Source organism: Streptomyces sp. NPDC087901 (genome assembly GCF_044742205.1).
Taxonomy (GTDB): domain Bacteria; phylum Actinomycetota; class Actinomycetes; order Streptomycetales; family Streptomycetaceae; genus Streptomyces.
In genome coordinates, this window is sequence record NZ_JBIUUC010000003.1 from 1 (window position 1) to 16062 (window position 16062).

General features: G+C 71.6%; 18 protein-coding genes. 6 read left to right on the forward strand and 12 right to left on the reverse strand.

From position 1 onward, the window contains the following. Window positions 1–146: 146 nt before the first annotated feature. From ACIOEW_RS09515 to sigE, 5 genes are all read right to left on the reverse strand, one after another. A complete protein-coding gene (locus ACIOEW_RS09515) occupies window positions 147–806 on the reverse strand; it encodes a hypothetical protein (protein WP_362556274.1) in 660 nt (219 codons plus the stop codon). 118 nt (window positions 807–924) lie between these two features. Further along, a complete protein-coding gene (locus ACIOEW_RS09520; protein WP_401962991.1) occupies window positions 925–1401 on the reverse strand; it encodes a sec-independent translocase in 477 nt (158 codons plus the stop codon). A gap of 99 nt (window positions 1402–1500) precedes the next feature. Beyond that, the gene (locus ACIOEW_RS09525; protein ID WP_401962993.1) at window positions 1501–3330 is read right to left on the reverse strand and encodes a S1C family serine protease; all 1830 of its coding nucleotides are present in this window, start codon (window positions 3328–3330) and stop codon (window positions 1501–1503) included. A gap of 122 nt (window positions 3331–3452) precedes the next feature. Then, window positions 3453–4451, reverse strand: coding sequence for a zf-HC2 domain-containing protein (locus ACIOEW_RS09530; RefSeq protein ID WP_401962995.1), 999 nt, complete (start codon window positions 4449–4451; stop codon window positions 3453–3455). Continuing rightward, entirely contained in the window at window positions 4448–5209 is a 762-nt protein-coding gene (gene sigE, locus ACIOEW_RS09535) for an RNA polymerase sigma factor SigE (protein ID WP_362556283.1), read from the reverse strand. The genes ACIOEW_RS09530 and sigE overlap by 4 nt, the downstream gene beginning before the upstream one ends. A 182-nt stretch (window positions 5210–5391) precedes the next feature. Here sigE and ACIOEW_RS09540 point away from each other — a divergent pair, with 182 nt between their 5' ends. Further along, window positions 5392–6057: an O-methyltransferase gene (locus ACIOEW_RS09540; RefSeq protein WP_327708990.1), complete on the forward strand. Its 666-nt coding sequence runs from the start codon at window positions 5392–5394 to the stop codon at window positions 6055–6057. A 114-nt stretch (window positions 6058–6171) separates the two neighbouring features. Here ACIOEW_RS09540 and ACIOEW_RS09545 read toward each other — a convergent pair whose 3' ends face one another. After that, complete coding sequence (locus ACIOEW_RS09545) at window positions 6172–6339, reverse strand: DUF3117 domain-containing protein (protein ID WP_003966491.1); 168 nt, start codon at window positions 6337–6339, stop codon at window positions 6172–6174. Between the two features lie 314 nt (window positions 6340–6653). Here ACIOEW_RS09545 and ACIOEW_RS09550 point away from each other — a divergent pair, with 314 nt between their 5' ends. Next, window positions 6654–7466 (forward strand): enoyl-CoA hydratase/isomerase family protein, encoded by an 813-nt coding sequence (locus tag ACIOEW_RS09550; protein ID WP_401962998.1) that lies wholly within the window; start codon window positions 6654–6656, stop codon window positions 7464–7466. 12 nt (window positions 7467–7478) lie between these two features. On the opposite strand, the gene ACIOEW_RS09555 is transcribed toward ACIOEW_RS09550, so the two are convergent. Together ACIOEW_RS09555 and ACIOEW_RS09560 are read right to left on the reverse strand one after the other, a co-directional pair. Further along, the gene (locus tag ACIOEW_RS09555) at window positions 7479–8069 is read right to left on the reverse strand and encodes a DNA-3-methyladenine glycosylase I (RefSeq protein ID WP_401963000.1); all 591 of its coding nucleotides are present in this window, start codon (window positions 8067–8069) and stop codon (window positions 7479–7481) included. Further along, window positions 8066–8515 (reverse strand): hypothetical protein, encoded by a 450-nt coding sequence (locus ACIOEW_RS09560; protein WP_362556289.1) that lies wholly within the window; start codon window positions 8513–8515, stop codon window positions 8066–8068. Before ACIOEW_RS09560 ends, ACIOEW_RS09555 begins: the two co-directional genes overlap by 4 nt. A 121-nt stretch (window positions 8516–8636) precedes the next feature. Here ACIOEW_RS09560 and folP point away from each other — a divergent pair, with 121 nt between their 5' ends. Beyond that, window positions 8637–9509, forward strand: a complete 873-nt coding sequence (gene folP / locus ACIOEW_RS09565) for a dihydropteroate synthase (protein WP_362556291.1) — start codon at window positions 8637–8639, stop codon at window positions 9507–9509. Between the two features lie 157 nt (window positions 9510–9666). Here folP and ACIOEW_RS09570 read toward each other — a convergent pair whose 3' ends face one another. After that, the gene (locus ACIOEW_RS09570) at window positions 9667–10452 is read right to left on the reverse strand and encodes a TIGR00730 family Rossman fold protein (RefSeq protein WP_362556293.1); all 786 of its coding nucleotides are present in this window, start codon (window positions 10450–10452) and stop codon (window positions 9667–9669) included. 95 nt (window positions 10453–10547) lie between these two features. Beyond that, the gene (dapE, locus tag ACIOEW_RS09575; RefSeq protein WP_362556295.1) at window positions 10548–11627 is read right to left on the reverse strand and encodes a succinyl-diaminopimelate desuccinylase; all 1080 of its coding nucleotides are present in this window, start codon (window positions 11625–11627) and stop codon (window positions 10548–10550) included. Between the two features lie 35 nt (window positions 11628–11662). Here dapE and ACIOEW_RS09580 point away from each other — a divergent pair, with 35 nt between their 5' ends. Beyond that, window positions 11663–12613 carry a hypothetical protein gene (locus tag ACIOEW_RS09580; protein WP_401963003.1) on the forward strand — a complete coding sequence of 317 codons (951 nt, stop codon included), beginning with the start codon at window positions 11663–11665 and terminating at the stop codon, window positions 12611–12613. 286 nt (window positions 12614–12899) lie between these two features. Further along, window positions 12900–13313, forward strand: coding sequence for an ATP-binding protein (locus ACIOEW_RS09585; protein ID WP_401963005.1), 414 nt, complete (start codon window positions 12900–12902; stop codon window positions 13311–13313). Window positions 13314–13396: 83 nt separating this feature from the next. Here ACIOEW_RS09585 and dapC read toward each other — a convergent pair whose 3' ends face one another. Together dapC and fdxA are read right to left on the reverse strand one after the other, a co-directional pair. After that, window positions 13397–14491 carry a succinyldiaminopimelate transaminase gene (gene dapC / locus ACIOEW_RS09590; protein WP_401963007.1) on the reverse strand — a complete coding sequence of 365 codons (1095 nt, stop codon included), beginning with the start codon at window positions 14489–14491 and terminating at the stop codon, window positions 13397–13399. A 129-nt stretch (window positions 14492–14620) separates the two neighbouring features. Beyond that, window positions 14621–14941: a ferredoxin gene (gene fdxA / locus ACIOEW_RS09595; RefSeq protein WP_018956287.1), complete on the reverse strand. Its 321-nt coding sequence runs from the start codon at window positions 14939–14941 to the stop codon at window positions 14621–14623. A 117-nt stretch (window positions 14942–15058) separates the two neighbouring features. Here fdxA and ACIOEW_RS09600 point away from each other — a divergent pair, with 117 nt between their 5' ends. Next, window positions 15059–16060: a GNAT family N-acetyltransferase gene (locus ACIOEW_RS09600; RefSeq protein WP_401963008.1), complete on the forward strand. Its 1002-nt coding sequence runs from the start codon at window positions 15059–15061 to the stop codon at window positions 16058–16060. Window positions 16061–16062 lie beyond the last annotated feature (2 nt).

Here is a 16062-nt window from a genome sequence, read left to right on the forward strand (position 1 = left end):
GGGGGGGGGGCCGCCCGGGGGGCGTGGCGGGCTGGCCCGGGGCAACCCCCCCGCCAAAAATTTCCGCCCCGGGGGCCCGCGGGGTACTGGGGCGGGCCCCCTGGGGCCCCGCCACCTTTCCGCGTCGTTCGTGAACTGCCCGGCTGCTACGCGTACGACGTGATGTCCCCGACGACCGAGAACCCCAGCCCGTACGCGCTCATCCCGCGCCCGTACGCCCCGATGTGGACGCCCTGCGCCGACCCCGCCAGCACCCAGCCGAATTCGGACTCGCGGTAGTGGAAGGGCACCGGCACACCGTCGACCGGCAGGGACAGCGCCGACCAGGCAGGGCCGTCCAGGTCGTCGGCGAGCTCGAACGCCGTCTCCGTCTGCTGGTCCAGCCAGTCGTCGCGCAGGGTGTGGTCCATCTGCGGGGGCCACGTATAGGCCAGCAGGCCGGAGCCGGCCAGCCAGGCCGCGGAGGAGACCGTCGTCGCGTCCAGGACGCCCGTGCCGTCGCCGCTGCGCCGCACCGGGCTGCTGGCCACGGTCACGACGACCGCGAACCGCTGCTTTTCCGCACCGGAGTCGCCGCCCCGTACCAAGGGTTCGTCACCGTGACCGGTGGAGCCGTGCTGCACCGTGCCGTCCGCCGCGGTGCCCACCTGCATCAGCCAGCGGGGCCCGGTGAAGGCCTCGTCCAGTCCGTACCAGGGGAACGACGCCTGCAGATAGCCGTCGACCGTGAGCCGGGCCGCCGGCACCCCCTCCGCCGTGACTGTGTCCGGCGTACCTTCCGCGCCCACCCGACTCGTTGTCTCCATCAGCCCGGCCGCCTCCTCGATCGTCAAGGTCCGGAGCGGCCCGCCCCCCGCGGGCGTACTCACAACCGGACAGATGGAGAATAGCCATACCGTCCGGACGAGTCGGGATTGACCGGTGTCAGGTGGCGTCTGCGTCGAACGGCGGGTGGTCGGCCTTCGCGGGCTGCTCACGCTTCTTGAGCAGGTCCGGAGCGCCCGGCGAGCCGTTCGCGGCGGTGACCGCGGAAGCGGACGACACGCCGCTCTTCGCCTCGACGGCAGGAGTCTCGCGCCCGTTCACCGCGTCGGTGACCTCGGCGACCTCCTTGCGCAGGTCGAAACTCTCCCGGATCTCCTTCAGCCCCAGATCGTCTTTGCCGTCCATGAGCTGCTTGCGGACGAACGTCTTGGGGTTGAGGTCCTCGAACTCGAAGTCCTTGAACTCCGGCCCGAGCTCCGTACGGATGTCTTCCTTGGCGCTCTCCGAGAACTCACGGATCTTGCGGATGAAGCCCGAGACGTCCTGAATGACCTTGGGCAGCTTGTCCGGGCCGAAGACGAGCACGCCGATGATCGCGAGCGCCACCAGCTCGAGTGGGCCTATGTCATTGAACACCTTGCGGCTCCTCGTGTTCTCCGCGACCAGGTCGGATGAGGTCCGGACCCGGCCCACGGTACCCGGCGAAACTGTCCGGGCGGTAGCTCCTCATTACGGTCACGTGCCCGTTGCCGAGCCGAGAGTCAAAGTCATGGACAGGTCTTTGCCACCGCGGGTCAGTGTGAGCTTCAGCCGGTCGCCCGGCCGGTGCGAGCGGATCTTCACTATCAGCTCCTCGCCGCTGTGCACCCGCCTGCCGTCCACTTCGGTGATGACGTCACCCGGCTGAATGCCCGCCTTGGCCCCGGGACCGCCCTCGGTGACGGAGGACTTGCCGTCGGCGCCCTCGGGTCCGACCTTGGCGCCGTCTCCCGTGTACTTCATGTCGAGGCTCACACCGATCACCGGGTGGGTGGCCTTCCCGGTGTTGATGAGCTCCTCGGCGACGCGCTTGCCCTGGTTGATCGGGATGGCGAAGCCGAGGCCGATGGAGCCCGCCTGCCCGCCCTCCGTGGTCGAGCCGCTGTCGGCGGCGCGGATGGCGCTGTTGATCCCGATGACGTGCGCGTCGGTGTCCACCAGCGGGCCGCCGGAGTTGCCCGGGTTGATCGGGGCGTCGGTCTGGAGCGCGTCGACGTAGCTGATGTCGCTGCCGTCGCCCTTCTCACCGCCGGCGGTGATCGGCCGGTCCTTGGCGCTGATGATGCCGGAGGTGACGGTGTTGGACAGGTCGAAGGGTGCGCCGATCGCCACCACCGGATCCCCGACCTGCACGTTGTCGGAGTTGCCCAGGGGCAGGGGCTTCAGCCCGGAGACGCCGCTGACCTTGACCACGGCCAGGTCGTAGCCGCTGTCCTTGCCGACGATCTCGGCGTTCGCCGTCTCGCCGCCGCTGAACGTCACGGTGATCTCACCGGAGGAACCGGCCGGGGCGACCACGTGGTTGTTGGTCAGGATGTGGCCCTGGTCGTCCAGGACGAAGCCGGTGCCGGTGCCGGATTCGGTGGTGCCGCTGACGTGCAGGGTGACCACGCTGGGCAGGGCGCTCGCCGCTATGCCCGCGACGCTGTCGGGGGCGCGTCCGCCGCCGTTGCGCTCGTCCTGGGGCAGTTCGACCGCGGTGAGGCCGCCGTTGCGCTCTATGTAGGCGCCGATACCGCCACCGATACCGCCCGCCACCAGAGCGAGGAGCAGCGCGCCGACGAGGACCGATCCACGCCGGTTCTTCCGGCGGCCGTCGGGGCCGAGCGGCGGCCCGGGCTGGGTGATGAGCGGCTGTCGGGGCGCGCCCCAGGGGTCGTACTGGAGCCACTGTGGCGACGGGGGCTGAGGGTGGGGGTGGGTGGCCTGCCCCGGGGCCTGGGGGTGCGGCTGCGGTGCGGCCTGGGGGTGCGGCTGCGGCGGGGGCGGGGCCTGGAAGGCGGGCGCGGGGGCGGGCGGGAGCGTCATGCCGGAGCCGTTCGTTCCCGCGTAGGCCGGGGGTACGGGGGTGCCGTGCGCCGGGGTCGGCCGCTGCACGGGCGGTGCGGGCGCCCAGGGGCCGGGGCCGCCGTAGGGCGGGGTGCTGTACTGGTCGGGCTCGTGGAGCGGCTGCGCGGCCCGTGGCGCGGGCGCCGCGGCCTCGGGCGCCAAGGTTGTGGAGGTCGCGGGCGCCACGGTCTCGGGCGCCGCGGCCGCGGTTGTCGAGGTCGCGGTTGTCGAGGTCGCGGCTGTCGAGGTCGCGGCTGCAGCGGTTGTCGACGGCTCGGCGGTCACGGCCTCAGGTCCCGCGGCCACGTACGGCGCGGCCTGGGGTGCCTCGCTCGCGGCCGGAGCATCTGCCGGGGGCGCCGGAGGAATCGCGTCCTCGACGGGCGACGGCTCCTGAGGCGCTGTACGTGTGCTGCGTCCCGGCGCGGGCCGGCTCCACCACTTCGCCTTCGGCTCGGTGGTCTTCCCGTCGTCCATGCTCTCCCCGCAACTGCCGTAACCGGCCTCTGCACACCCCGACAGGGGCGTCCCTCCGAAAATCCTGCCGGAATTCAACCAGGTTTACGGATGCCCTGCGCGGCCCCGTACGCGGACCTTCATCAGCGGCGGGACGAAAGCGGCAGGCCGTGATCGGCGGGGGCCGGTGCTCCGGCGGCCGATGTGGGGGTCCGCGACGGCTTCGCGGAGGGCGCAGCGGATTTCGCCGGGACGAGTCCGCTGCCGAGGGCACGGGCGAACAGCGGGTTACTTGCGTCGGGACGTATCAGCGAGGGCGCGGACACGGTGGACTGAACGGGAAGGGCGAACGAGTTCCCATTGAGACCGCCGGCGCCGAGCAGGGAGGGTGCCGAGGTGAAAGCCAGCGGTGCGGCGTTCACCGCGAGCGAGAACGGTCGGTCGGTGCCGGCCGCGGCGAGCGTGCCGTGGCTGCCGCCTCCGCGACGACTGACGGTGCCGCTCCCGGCCCGGGCGTCGGCGTCGAGCGGGGCCACGGTGTTGCCCGGGCCCTCGGCCCGGGTGGGAGCCTCGGTGCCGGCGTCCGTCGGCAGGGCGCCACCGAGCGCGATGGCGGCCAGTGAAACGGCGCTGGCCGCCGCGAAGGCGAACCGGCGTCCCCGCCACGGTGAGCGGTCGCCCTCGCGGCCGACCTCGTGGATCCGGAAGACGGAACCAGCGGGTCCGGCCGGCAGCACCGCGGTCGAGCCGTGCAGGGTCGGGAGGTAGCCGAAGGCGGCCGGCGGGGAGCCGTCCGAGGGTGCTTGGGCCCGGCTGCCCGAGGGCTGCATCACGGGGAAGATCCCGTCACCGAAGCGGCCTGAGTCGCCCGGCGGTCTTCCCCGACTGTCGTCGTCACCACCGGGTCCGCCGGGAAGGCCCTGGAGCCGGGCAAGGAACCCCTCCGAGGGCGAGGGCGGGGCCGACTGCGCGAAGACACTCTTCAGGCGCCGCTGGGCGGCGGCCTCGGCCTTGCACTTGGCGCAGGTCGCGAGGTGAGCGAGCACCCGGTCGCGGGCGTCGTGCTTCAGCTCGCCGTCGACAAGCGCGGCGAGGCGGTCTCCCAAGTGCTGTTCCGCGGAGGTCGGACCTGTGCCGCTCACGCCGTTCCGCCCTCCCCTGACGCAAGGGCTCCCGCCAGGGAGCGCTGCTCGGCGCGGGCCTCGGGCGAACGGTGCTGCAGCGCCTTGCGCAGGTGCGAGCGCCCGCGGTGGATACGGCTGCGCACGGTGCCGAGCTTCACGCCGAGTGTCGCGGCGATCTCCTCGTACGAGAGTCCCTCGATGTCGCAAAGCACGACCGCGGCCCGGAATTCGGGCGCAAGGGTGTCCAGGGCCTGCTGGACGTCCGCGTCGAAGTGGGTGTCGTTGAAGACCTGCTGCGGCGACGGCTCACGGCTCGGCAGCCGCTCGGCGGCGTCGTCGCCGAGGGAGTCGAAGCGGATGCGCTGCTTGCGGCGGACCATGTCCAGGAACAGATTGGTCGTGATGCGGTGCAGCCAGCCCTCGAAGGTGCCGGGCGTGTACGTCGACAGCGATCGGAACACCCGGACGAAGACCTCCTGAGTGAGATCCTCGGCGTCGTGCTGGTTACCCGTCAGTCGGTAGGCAAGGCGGTAGACACGACCGCTGTGCGTGCTGACGATCTCTTCCCATGAGGGCGGCGTCCACGCCTGGGAGTCCGCATCTGAGGCGAAGGTCGCGGTCGGTGCGGAGTCGTTGGAAGAACGGTCAGCAATGTTGGTCACGGATTTCGGCTCACCCGCCGACCTGAGAAAGCGCCGCAGCACTCCTCCCCGATCCACAGGCGCAGCCGCACCTCCCCTGTCGGCTCTGGTGGTGTCCAGTGGAGCCCCTACCATAGCCACCTCGCCCGTTAGCTCCGGATAAGCCTTTTTCCTGCTGGGGCCGGGGTCTCCCCCTGGAACCGCCTGCCCGCCTGTCCGGGGCCCGATCTGCGGGCTTGGTCCAGGCGCTTTCCCCTGCCCTCCTCTAACGCCTGGTCCCATCTGCGGGTTCCCGGGTACAGCGGATACAGTCACCGTTGCGCCAACTACGGGGACAGGAGAGGGTCATCACCGCCAACCGGCAGACGAGCTGGGCGTTCGCCGACGCCTTTGTCGCCGAGGACGAAGCACTGCGCTGGGCCCGGGACCGGGCACGGGACGCCGGGCTTCGCTCGGTGTCGCCAGGCACAGGCTCCGCGCTGCGCCTGCTGGCTGCCACGACGGACGCCAAGGCGGTGGCCGAGATCGGCACCGGGACGGGCGTGTCCGGCCTCTATTTGCTGCAAGGCATGCGGCCGGACGGGGTACTGACCACGGTCGACCCGGAACCCGAGCGCCAGCAGTTCGCCCGTGAGGCGTTCCGCGCGGCGGGTTTCGCCGCCAATCGGGCCCGCTTCATCCCCGGCCGCGCCCTCGACGTACTCCCCCGGCTGGCGGACGGCGGTTACGACCTCGTGTTCTGCGACGGCGACCGGCTGGAGAGCCTGGACTGCCTCGCTGAATCGTTGCGCCTGCTGCGACCTGGTGGTCTGGTCTGCTTCGAGGGCGTGTTCGCGGACGGCCGTACGGTCGACTCCGCCGCCCAGCCCGCGGAGGTGCTGCGCCTGCGCGAGCTGCTGCGCGCGGTCCGTGAGAGCCAGGAGCTGCTGGCGACGCTGCTGCCGGTGGGCGACGGCCTTCTCTGCGCGGTACGACGCGGCTGACCGGCGTGCCGGGCGCCCGGCACGCCCGGCAGAGCGGCGCGTCATGTCCACGGATACACCACTGCCTCGGCACGGAAACCGTGCCGAGGCAGTGGTGAAGTGTGGGCGCCTCTGCTAGCCGACGACCTTCTTGAGGGCATCGCCGAGTGCATCGGCCTCGTCCGGAGTCAGCTCCACGACAAGCCGACCGCCGCCTTCGAGCGGAACGCGCATGACGATGCCCCGCCCCTCCTTTGTCACCTCGAGCGGGCCGTCGCCCGTCCGCGGCTTCATGGCCGCCATGCTCGTTCCCCTTCCTGAAACCAGCTCATCGCAACCGGCGGCCCCATGACAGGCGCTGCCTCACCGGCATCGAACACATTGCTTCCAGGCCATTATCCCGCATCACAGACCCCGATGACCAACATCGCTCTGCATCGCTTGAGCAACGCGCTCACTCAAAACCACCCAATTCGGCGATCCGACTGCGATACTCCGTCCCCATCCGCCCCTCATCGGAGCGGAATTGTTAGACGCAGGTCACATGTTCGCCTCCACCGAAGTCGGCCATGCTTGCCTCGACAGGCATTTTGAACGAGGCGCAAAGGGGACCCCACATGGCTGATCACGACGACTCCGTGCTCTACGCGGTGAACGACGGACTCGCGACGATCACGATCAACCGTCCCGACGCGATGAACGCCATGAACACCGCGGCCAAGGTGGGCCTGCGCGACGCCCTGCAGGCGGCCGGCGCCGACACCGCTGTGCGGGCGGTTCTTCTCACCGCGGCCGGCGGTCGCGCCTTCTGTGTCGGCCAGGACCTCAAGGAACACCTCACGAAGCTGTCCGAGGTCCGCGCGTCGGGCGGCGGCAACGCACTCAGCACGGTGCAGGAGCACTACAACCCGATCGTGCGGGCGCTCACCGAAATGCCGAAGCCGGTCGTCGCCGGCGTCAACGGCGCCGCAGCCGGTGCGGGCTTCGGTTTCGCACTCGCCTGCGACTACCGGGTCGCGGCCGACACCGCCTCGTTCAACACCTCGTTCGCCGGGGTCGCTCTCACGGCGGACTCGGGCGTCTCCTGGACCCTGCCCCGGCTGATCGGCCACAGCCGCGCCGCCGATCTGCTGCTCTTCCCGCGCTCCATCTCCGCGCAGGACGCCCATGACCTGGGCATCGTGAACAAGCTGGTGCCCGCCGCCGACCTCGTCGCCGAGGCCACAGCGGTGGCCCGCACCCTGGCGGACGGCCCGACGGTGGCATACGCCGCGCTCAAGGAGTCGCTGGCCTACGGGGCCGGTCACACCCTTGGCGAGGCGCTGGAGAAGGAGGACGAACTCCAGACGAGGGCGGGCGCGTCGCAGGACCACGCGATCGCGGTGCAGGCGTTCCTCGACAAGGAGAAGCCGAAGTACCTCGGACAGTAGAGCGGCTCCGGTCTACGCCACGGGGCCGCCGCCGCGGGCCACGCAGTCGGCGAGATGATCGTCGACCAGGCCGCACGCCTGCATCAGGGCGTAGGCCGTGGTCGGACCGATGAACCGCAGCCCGCGCTTCTTGAGGTCCTTCGACAGTGCCGTGGACTCCGCGGTGACGGCCGCTACGTCCCCGAGGACGCGCGGGGCGGGGCGGCTCGCCGGATCGGGGGCGTGCGACCAGATCAGCTCGTCCAGCTCGCCCTCCGACCATCCGGACAGCGTCCGGGCGTTGGCGAGAGTGGCGTCGATCTTCGCCCGGTTGCGGATGATGCCCGCGTCGGCGAGGAGCCGCTCCCGGTCCGCGTCGGTGAACGCCGCCACCTTCGGGATGCTGAACCCGGCGAACGCGCCGCGGAAGCCCTCCCGGCGGCGCAGGATCGTCAGCCAGGACAGCCCGGACTGGAACGCCTCCAGGCACAGCCGTTCGAAGAGGGCGTCGTCGCCGTGGACCGGGCGGCCCCATTCGGTGTCGTGGTAGATGAGGTAGTCCTCGGTGGCCAGACCCCACGGGCAGCGCAGTCCGCCGTCCGCCGCCGCTTCGGCGCCGCTCATCGGCCGGTCTCCTCGTCGGGGCGCGGGTCGCGTGGGCCCTCGTCCGCCGCGGACGGGGACGGGGACCGCGGGAACGGCTCCGGCGCCTCCCAGGGCGCCTGTGGGCGGTCCTCGGGCTGCTTCAGAAGATCGGGACGCCCGGCTCTCGTGGCCTGGGCGCCGGCAAGGGCCGACTCCAGCTCCGCGATCCGTGCGTCCCGCTCGGCGAGCTCGGCCCCTAGACGGCCCAGCGCTTCGTCCACATCGGCCATCCGATAGCCGCGGGCGGCGACGGGCAGCCGGAGCGCCTCGACATCCGCCCGGCCGACCGGGCGCGTCGCGGGCAGCGGATCCGTCAGCTGCTCGGGTGCCACGTCCTGCAGGATGGCACTCTTCCCTCCGCCGACCACCGCGAGGGTGACCGCGGCAACCACCACCACCATCGCGAGCAGCAAGAACCAGAACACGCGCATCTCCCCGGGAGCGGAATTTCGTCCGGGTCCGATCGTGCCATGAGGGACTGACAGTTAGGGTCGCAGTCGGTCCTGGCAGGCTTTCTGCCGGGGGATTCACAGGGAGAGACTCGGGATGCGAAGCGGTGCGCTCAGGCTGGGGCGGCGCGAATTCGGTGCGCACGAGCCGGTGATCATGGCGATCGTGAACCGCACCCCGGACTCCTTCTACGACCAGGGCGCCACCTTCCGCGACGAGCCCGCGCTCTCCCGAGTCGAGCAGGCCGTGGCCGACGGCGCCGCGATCATCGACATCGGCGGGGTGAAGGCGGGCCCCGGCGAGGAGGTCACCGCCGAGGAGGAGGCCCGTCGCACCGTCGGTTTCGTCGCCGAGGTGCGCCGTCGTCACCCGGACGTGGTGATCAGCGTCGACACCTGGCGCCACGACGTCGGCGAGGCCGTCTGCGAGGCGGGCGCGGACCTGCTGAACGACGCGTGGGGTGGGGTCGACCCGAAACTGGCGGAGGTCGCCGCGCGGTACGGGGCGGGTCTCGTCTGCACCCACGCGGGCGGCGCCGAGCCGCGCACCCGGCCGCACCGGGCCGGGTACGAGGACGTGATGGCCGACATCCTGCGGGTGACCTCGGGCCTGGCCGAGCGGGCCGTGGAACTGGGGGTCCGGCCGGACGGGATCATGATCGACCCCGGTCACGACTTCGGGAAGAACACCCGGCACTCGCTGGAGGCCACACGCCGGCTCGGCGAGATGGCGGAGACGGGGTGGCCGGTGCTGGTCTCGCTCTCCAACAAGGACTTCGTCGGCGAGACGCTCGACCGGCCGGTGAAGGAGCGGCTGCTCGGCACGCTGGCGACGACCGCGGTGTCCGCGTGGCTGGGGGCGCGGGTGTACCGGGTCCACGAGGTGGCGGAGACGCGGGACGTCCTGGACATGGTGGCGTCCATCGCCGGACACCGGGCGCCGGCCGTGGCCCGGCGGGGGCTGGCGTAGCGGGGCGGGTGGCGGGTCCGCCGCGGGCGGTGTGCGCCTGCGGCGGGCCTGTCCCCCGCCCCGCCCTTCCCGTGACCGGGGCTCCGCCCCGGACCCCGCGCCTCAAACGGCCGGCGGGCCTGGAGGGAAAGGCCGAAAGGGCAGCGGAGGAACGGCCTCAGCGGCCGACCTCCTTCGTCACCAGGCCGACCGCCTCGTCCACGTCGTCCGTGACGTGGAACAGCAGCAGGTCCTTCGACGACGCCTTGCCCTGGGCCACCACCGTGTCGCGCAGCCAGTCCACCAGGCCGCCCCAGTACTCCGTACCGAACAGCACGATCGGGAAGCGGGTGACCTTGCCCGTCTGGACGAGGGTGAGGGCCTCGAAGAGCTCGTCCAGGGTGCCCAGGCCGCCGGGCAGGACGACAAAGCCTTGCGCGTACTTCACAAACATCGTCTTCCGGACAAAGAAGTAGCGGAAGTTGACGCCGATGTCGACATGCGGGTTGAGACCGGACTCGAAGGGCAGCTCGATGCCGAGGCCGACCGAGACGCCCTTCGCCTCCCGCGCCCCCTTGTTCGCCGCTTCCATCGCTCCGGGACCGCCCCCGGTGATCACCGCGAAGCCCGCCTCGACGAGCGCCCGGCCGATCCGTACACCCGCCTCGTACTCCGGCGTGCCCGCCGGTGTGCGGGCGGAGCCGAAGACGCTGATGGCGCTCGGCAGTTCGGCGAGCGCGCCGAAGCCCTCGACGAACTCCGACTGGATGCGCATGACCCGCCACGGGTCCGTGTGCACCCACTCGGAGTCGCCCTCGGAGTCCAGCAACCGCTGATCGGTCGTGCCGGGCTGCACCTGGTCCCTGCGGCGCAGCACCGGGCCGAGCCGCTGCTCCTCGGGCCTGACCGCCCCCTCGGGGACCTCCGCGCCCTCAGGGATCCTTGCGTCCTCCGGGTTGCCCATGTCTGCTCCCTACGCCGACGTCAGAGCCGCCCTGCGGCGCTCTGTCTCAGGCCAGCGTAGATCCCCGGAGGTTACGGACAGGGGAACGCCCGAGGTCAGGTCGTGAGCCAGGAGCGGAGCCGGTCCTCGCAGTGGGTGATCCGGTCGATCCGCACGTGCTCGTTGCGCTTGTGCGCGAGGATCGGGTCGCCGGGGCCGTAGTTCACCGCGGGCACGCCGAGCGAGCCGAAGCGCGCCACGTCCGTCCAGCCGAACTTGGGCCGGGCAGTGCCTCCGACGGCGTCCATGAAGGCCTTGGCCGCCGGGTGGGAGAGCCCGGGCATGGCCGCGCCGGAGTGGTCGTCGACGGTGAATTCGGCGACGCCGCAGTCGGCGAAGACCTCACGGACGTGAGCCAGGGCCTCCTCGGGGCCCAGGTCCGGGGCGTAGCGGTAGTTGACGACGACCGTGCAGGCGTCGGGGATGACGTTGTTGGCGACGCCGCCCTCGATCCGTACGGCGTTGAGGCCCTCGTGGTACTCCAGCCCGTCGATCACCGGCTTGCGCGGTTCGTACGCGGCGAGACGGGCGAGGACGGGAGCGGCGGCGTGGATGGCGTTGGCCCCCATCCAGCTGCGGGCGGAGTGGGCCCGCTCCCCTTCCAGGCGGAGGAAGACCCGCAGAGTGCCCTGGCAGCCGCCCTCGACCTCTCCGTTGGAACCCTCCAGGAGGACGGCGAAGTCCGCCTTCAGCCAGTCGGGGTGGGCGTCGGCGATGTGCCCGAGGCCGTTGAGGTCGGCGGCGACCTCTTCGTTGTCGTAGAAGACGAAGGTGAGGTCGCGGTTGGGCTCGGGCACCGTCGCGGCGATCCTCAGCTGGACGGCGACGCCCGACTTCATGTCGGAGCTCCCGCAGCCCCACAGCAGACCGTCCTCGTCGAGCCGGGAGGGCACGTTGTCGGCGATCGGCACGGTGTCGATGTGACCGGCCAGTACGACGCGTTCGCCGCGGCCCAGGTTCGTCCTGGCCACGACGTTGTTGCCGTGCCGGTCGACGGTCAGGTGCGGAAGCGTCCGCAGCGCCGACTCGATGGCGTCGGCGAGGTCCTTCTCCTCCCCGCTGACCGAGGGGAAGTCGACGAGCCACGCGGTGAGGGCGGGCCCGTCCGATGTGAGGTCAAGCGTGCTTTCGGCCATGGCTACGACCCTAGTGCCTCGCGTACGGTGGCCCCGTGCCCCGGACCGTTGCCCCTGCCCGCCGACACACCGCCCGCAGCCGCCGCCTGCGCATCGTGGCGGCCTTCGCCGTACTCGTGGCGGTGGCCGGGTATCTCACCGTGCAGTACGTGACGGGCAGCAGAGGCTCCGACCAGTGCACCGTGCGGTCAGCCGACGGTTCGGCGGGCGAGGAGCGCACCTACCGGCTGAGCTCGGAGCAGGCGGCGAACGCCGCGACGATCTCCGCGGTCGGCACCACCCACGGCATGCCGGAGCGCGCGGTGACGATCGCGCTGGCGACGGCGCTGCAGGAGTCCGGGCTGCGCAACATCGAGCACGGCGACCGGGACTCGCTGGGCCTCTTCCAGCAGCGCCCCTCGCAGGGCTGGGGCACCGAGAAGCAGATCCTGGACCCGGTCTACTCGGCCGGGAAGTTCTACGAGCACCTGGCCGAGGTCCCCGGCTACTCACGGCTGCCGCTCACCGTGGCCGCGCAGCGCGTCCAGCGCAGCGGCTTCCCGCAGGCCTACGCGAAGCACGAGCCGGACGCCGCACTGCTGGCCGCCGCACTGACGGGCCGGACACCGACGGCCCTGAACTGCGAGCCGCCGCGCAGCACGGCCGGGACGGGCGGGATGACGGAGGTCCGGGACTCACTGGTGCGCTCCTTCGGCAAGGCCGTACTGCCTTCCAAGGCCGCGGAGGACGGCGCGGGCACGGAGACCCCGGCCGCGGGCGCGACCGCGGGCGTGCTCTGGGTGCCGGTGGATACGGCTCTCCGGTCCGGCAAGGGCGGTGCTCCGCAGCGCGGCTGGGAACTCGCGCACTGGGCGGTCGCCCAGTCCGAGGCGCTCGGCATCGACGAGGTCGCGTACGCGGGAAAGCAGTGGAGCTCCGGGGCGGGCTGGCGGACGGAGCAGAAGGAATCGGGCACCGCCGCGGTCCGCATACGCCTCGTGCAGTAGTACGACCCGTCACCCGCACAGGGGGTCCGTGCCTTCCCCGGGCGGGCTCCGCACAGCCTCCCGAGCACCACGTTCCCTGCGCGCCCATCCCCTTGCGGTCAAAGGGAAGTGACGGTTCGGCGGGTGGCTGCGGAATGCATTGTTTGCCCGGGTTCCTCCGTTGCGGATTATCTGACGCATTGCCCGATCTTTACCTCGGCCCACCGCAACTTCTCCCTCCCCCAAGACGGTTGTCATGGCGTCCGACCCACGGACACCAGGTTTCCCACCCCGTCGAAGGAGCATCATGTCCCTCCCCCTGACCCGTCGGATCGCCCGCACCGCGCTGCTGATCGCGGCGGGTGCGGCCCCCGTGGTCGGTGCGGCCGGTGCGGCCGGTGCCGCGGAGCTCCCCCAGACCCCGGAGCTCGGCGGCCTCACCACCGTCGAGGGTGCCGGACTCGGCAAGGCCGTCGAAGGCGCGGCCCAGCCGGCCACCGACACCGCGGGCAAGGCCGGCGGCAAGGTCGTCGGGACCACCCTGCCGGTGGCGAGCAAGGCCCTCGGCGAGACGGGCGCCAAGGCCGCGCCCGCGGCCAAGAGCGTCAGCAAGGCGGCCGAGGGCGGCGCGAGCGACACCCTCGGCGACGCGGCCGGTGCCGTCACCAAGGGCGGCCTGCCGACGCAGGGCCTGCCCACCCAGGGCCTGCCGATCGGCTGATCCGCACCGCGCCCGTACATACACAAACGCGAGGGCCTCGGGAGTGCGCACTCCCGAGGCCCTCGCGTTTGTGTGTGCCGGACTCAGCTCAGTCGCTTGACCGCGGCTGCCACGCGTTCGTCGGTGGCCGTGAACGCCACGCGCACGAAGTGGTCGCCTGCCGGCCCGTAGAAGTCCCCGGGCGCCACCAGGATGCCCAGCTCCGCCAGGTACGCCACGGTGTCCCAGCAGGGCTCGTCGCGGGTCGCCCACAGGTAGAGGCTCGCCTCGCTGTGCTCGATCCGGAAGCCGTGGGCCTCCAGGGCCGTGCGCAGGGCCGCGCGCCGGTCGGCGTAACGGGTGCGCTGCTCGGCGACATGGGTGTCGTCGCCGAGCGCCGCGACGGTCGCCGCCTGGACGGGGGCGGGCGTCATCATGCCGCCGTGCTTGCGGATCAGCAGCAACTCGCTCAGCACGGCCGCGTCGCCCGCGATGAAGGCGGCGCGGTATCCGGCGAGGTTGGAGCGCTTGGAGAGCGAGTGGACGGCGACGATGCCCTCGTACGTACCGCCGCAGACGTCCGGGTGGAGCACGGAGACCGGTTCGGCCTCCCAGCCCAGCTCCAGGTAGCACTCGTCGCTGAAGACCAGCACGTCGTGCTCGCGCGCCCAGGCCACGATCCGGGTCAGCTCGTCCCGGGAGAGCACCTTGCCGGTCGGGTTGGACGGCGAGTTGAGCCAGATCAGCCTGAGGCCGGCCGGGTCCAGCTCGGTCGGGTCGTCGTAGGCGACGGGCTCGGCGCCGCAGAGCCGGGCGCCGACCTCGTACGTCGGGTAGGCGAGCCGCGGGTAGGCGACCTTGTCGCCGGCGCCGAGGCCGAGCTGCGTCGGCAGCCATGCCACCAGCTCCTTGGAGCCGACGACGGGCAGCACGTTCTCGTGCGTCACCGAGACCGCGCCCAGGCGGCGCTCCACCCAGCCGGTGAGTGCGTCACGCAGGGCGGCCGTGCCCCACACCGTCGGATAGCCGGGGCTGTCCGCGGCGGCGACGAGCGCCTGCTGGATCAGTTCGGGCACCGGGTCGACGGGCGTGCCGACGGACAGGTCCACGATGCCGTCCGGGTGGCTCTCGGCCGTCGACTTGTAGGGCGCGAGCCTGTCCCAGGGGAAGACCGGGAGGCGGGAGGAGACTGCGGACACGGATCTCTGCTTTCTCGTACGAGGGTTCACGCGGGCGGCACGGCGGCGCGGAGGCTGCCGGGAAAACACCTCGGTCCCGCACGGTGACGAGCCGTACGGGACCGGGGCGACGCACGTGCCGGGACGCTGCTACTGGTTCTGCGGCGGCAGCGCGGCGATGAACGCGTGGTCGCGCTCGATCAGACCCAGCTTGGAGGCACCACCCGGCGACCCGAGGTCGTCGAAGAACTCGACGTTCGCCTTGTAGTAGTCCTTCCACTCCTCCGGGGTGTCGTCCTCGTAGAAGATCGCTTCGACCGGGCAGACCGGCTCGCAGGCTCCACAGTCGACGCACTCGTCCGGGTGGATGTACAAGGACCGCTGGCCCTCATAGATACAGTCGACGGGGCACTCTTCGATGCAGGCCTTGTCCTTTACGTCGACACAAGGCTGCGCGATGACGTAGGTCACGCTGTCGTTCCTCCTCGGTAGGGCGTTGGCTCTCGCGCGGGAGCGCGGCGTCGTCGATGCCCGCACCTAGTATCTCCGTTCCCGGGCACGATCCGAACAGGAGGGGCGGACAGAGCTGTGGAATTCACCATGGGCGGACGGCTGGAGGTCCGAATTGCACCGGCTGACGTGGGCAAACGGGTATCAGTCCGGCGCGTGACCGAGGACGGCCCCCAGGGTCCGAAATTCACCGACACGGTCGGTGTTCTCACATCCTGGAACACGGGTGTGCTGTCGGTCACACCTAAGAACGGAGAGTCCGTTCAGATCCCGGAATCGGCCCTGGTCGCGGGCAAGGTCGTGCCGGCCGCCCCGGCCCGCCGGCGTGGTCCCGCGGCCTCCTTCGCCGAACTCGCCCCCGTGTACGCGCGCGCCTGGCAGCCCGTGGAGAGCGAACCGCTGGGCGACTGGCTGCTGCGCGCCGCCGGCGGTTTCACCCGGCGCGCCAACTCCGTACTGCCGATCGGCGATCCGGGCGTGCCGCTCGACGCGGCGCTCGGGCGGGTCAGGCAGTGGTACGCGGACCGGGACCTGCCCGCGTACATCCAGACCGCGACCGGCGCCGAGGGCACGCAGGAGGAGTTGTGCGCGGCGCTGGAGGGTCACGGGTGGCGACGCGAGGTGACCGCGGAGGTGCGGATCGCGGCGCTGGCCCCGATCGGCGATCTGGCGGCCGAGGTGTCGCGGGTGCGGCTGAGCCGCGCGGTGGACGATGCGTGGTTCGCCCGCTACCAGCGCGTCGGGACGCCGGGCCCGCAGGTGGCGGCGGTGCTGGGCGGTGGCCCCTCGGTGTGGTTCGCGACCGTTCCGGGCGAGGCCGGGGACGAAGCGCCCGCCGCGATCGGGCGGTGCGTGGTGGACGGACGGTGGGCCGGCTTCATGGCCGTCGAGGTGGCTCCCGAGCACCGCAGGAAGGGGCTCGCCACCACCGTCATGACCGCACTGGCCCGGCAGGCGATGGACGAGGGCGCATCGGCCGCGTGGCTCCAGGTGGAGGCGGACAACGACGGCGCCCGTGGGCTGTACGACGGGATGGGCTTCGCGACGCACCACCTGTACCACCACTTCCGGGCGGCGTAGCG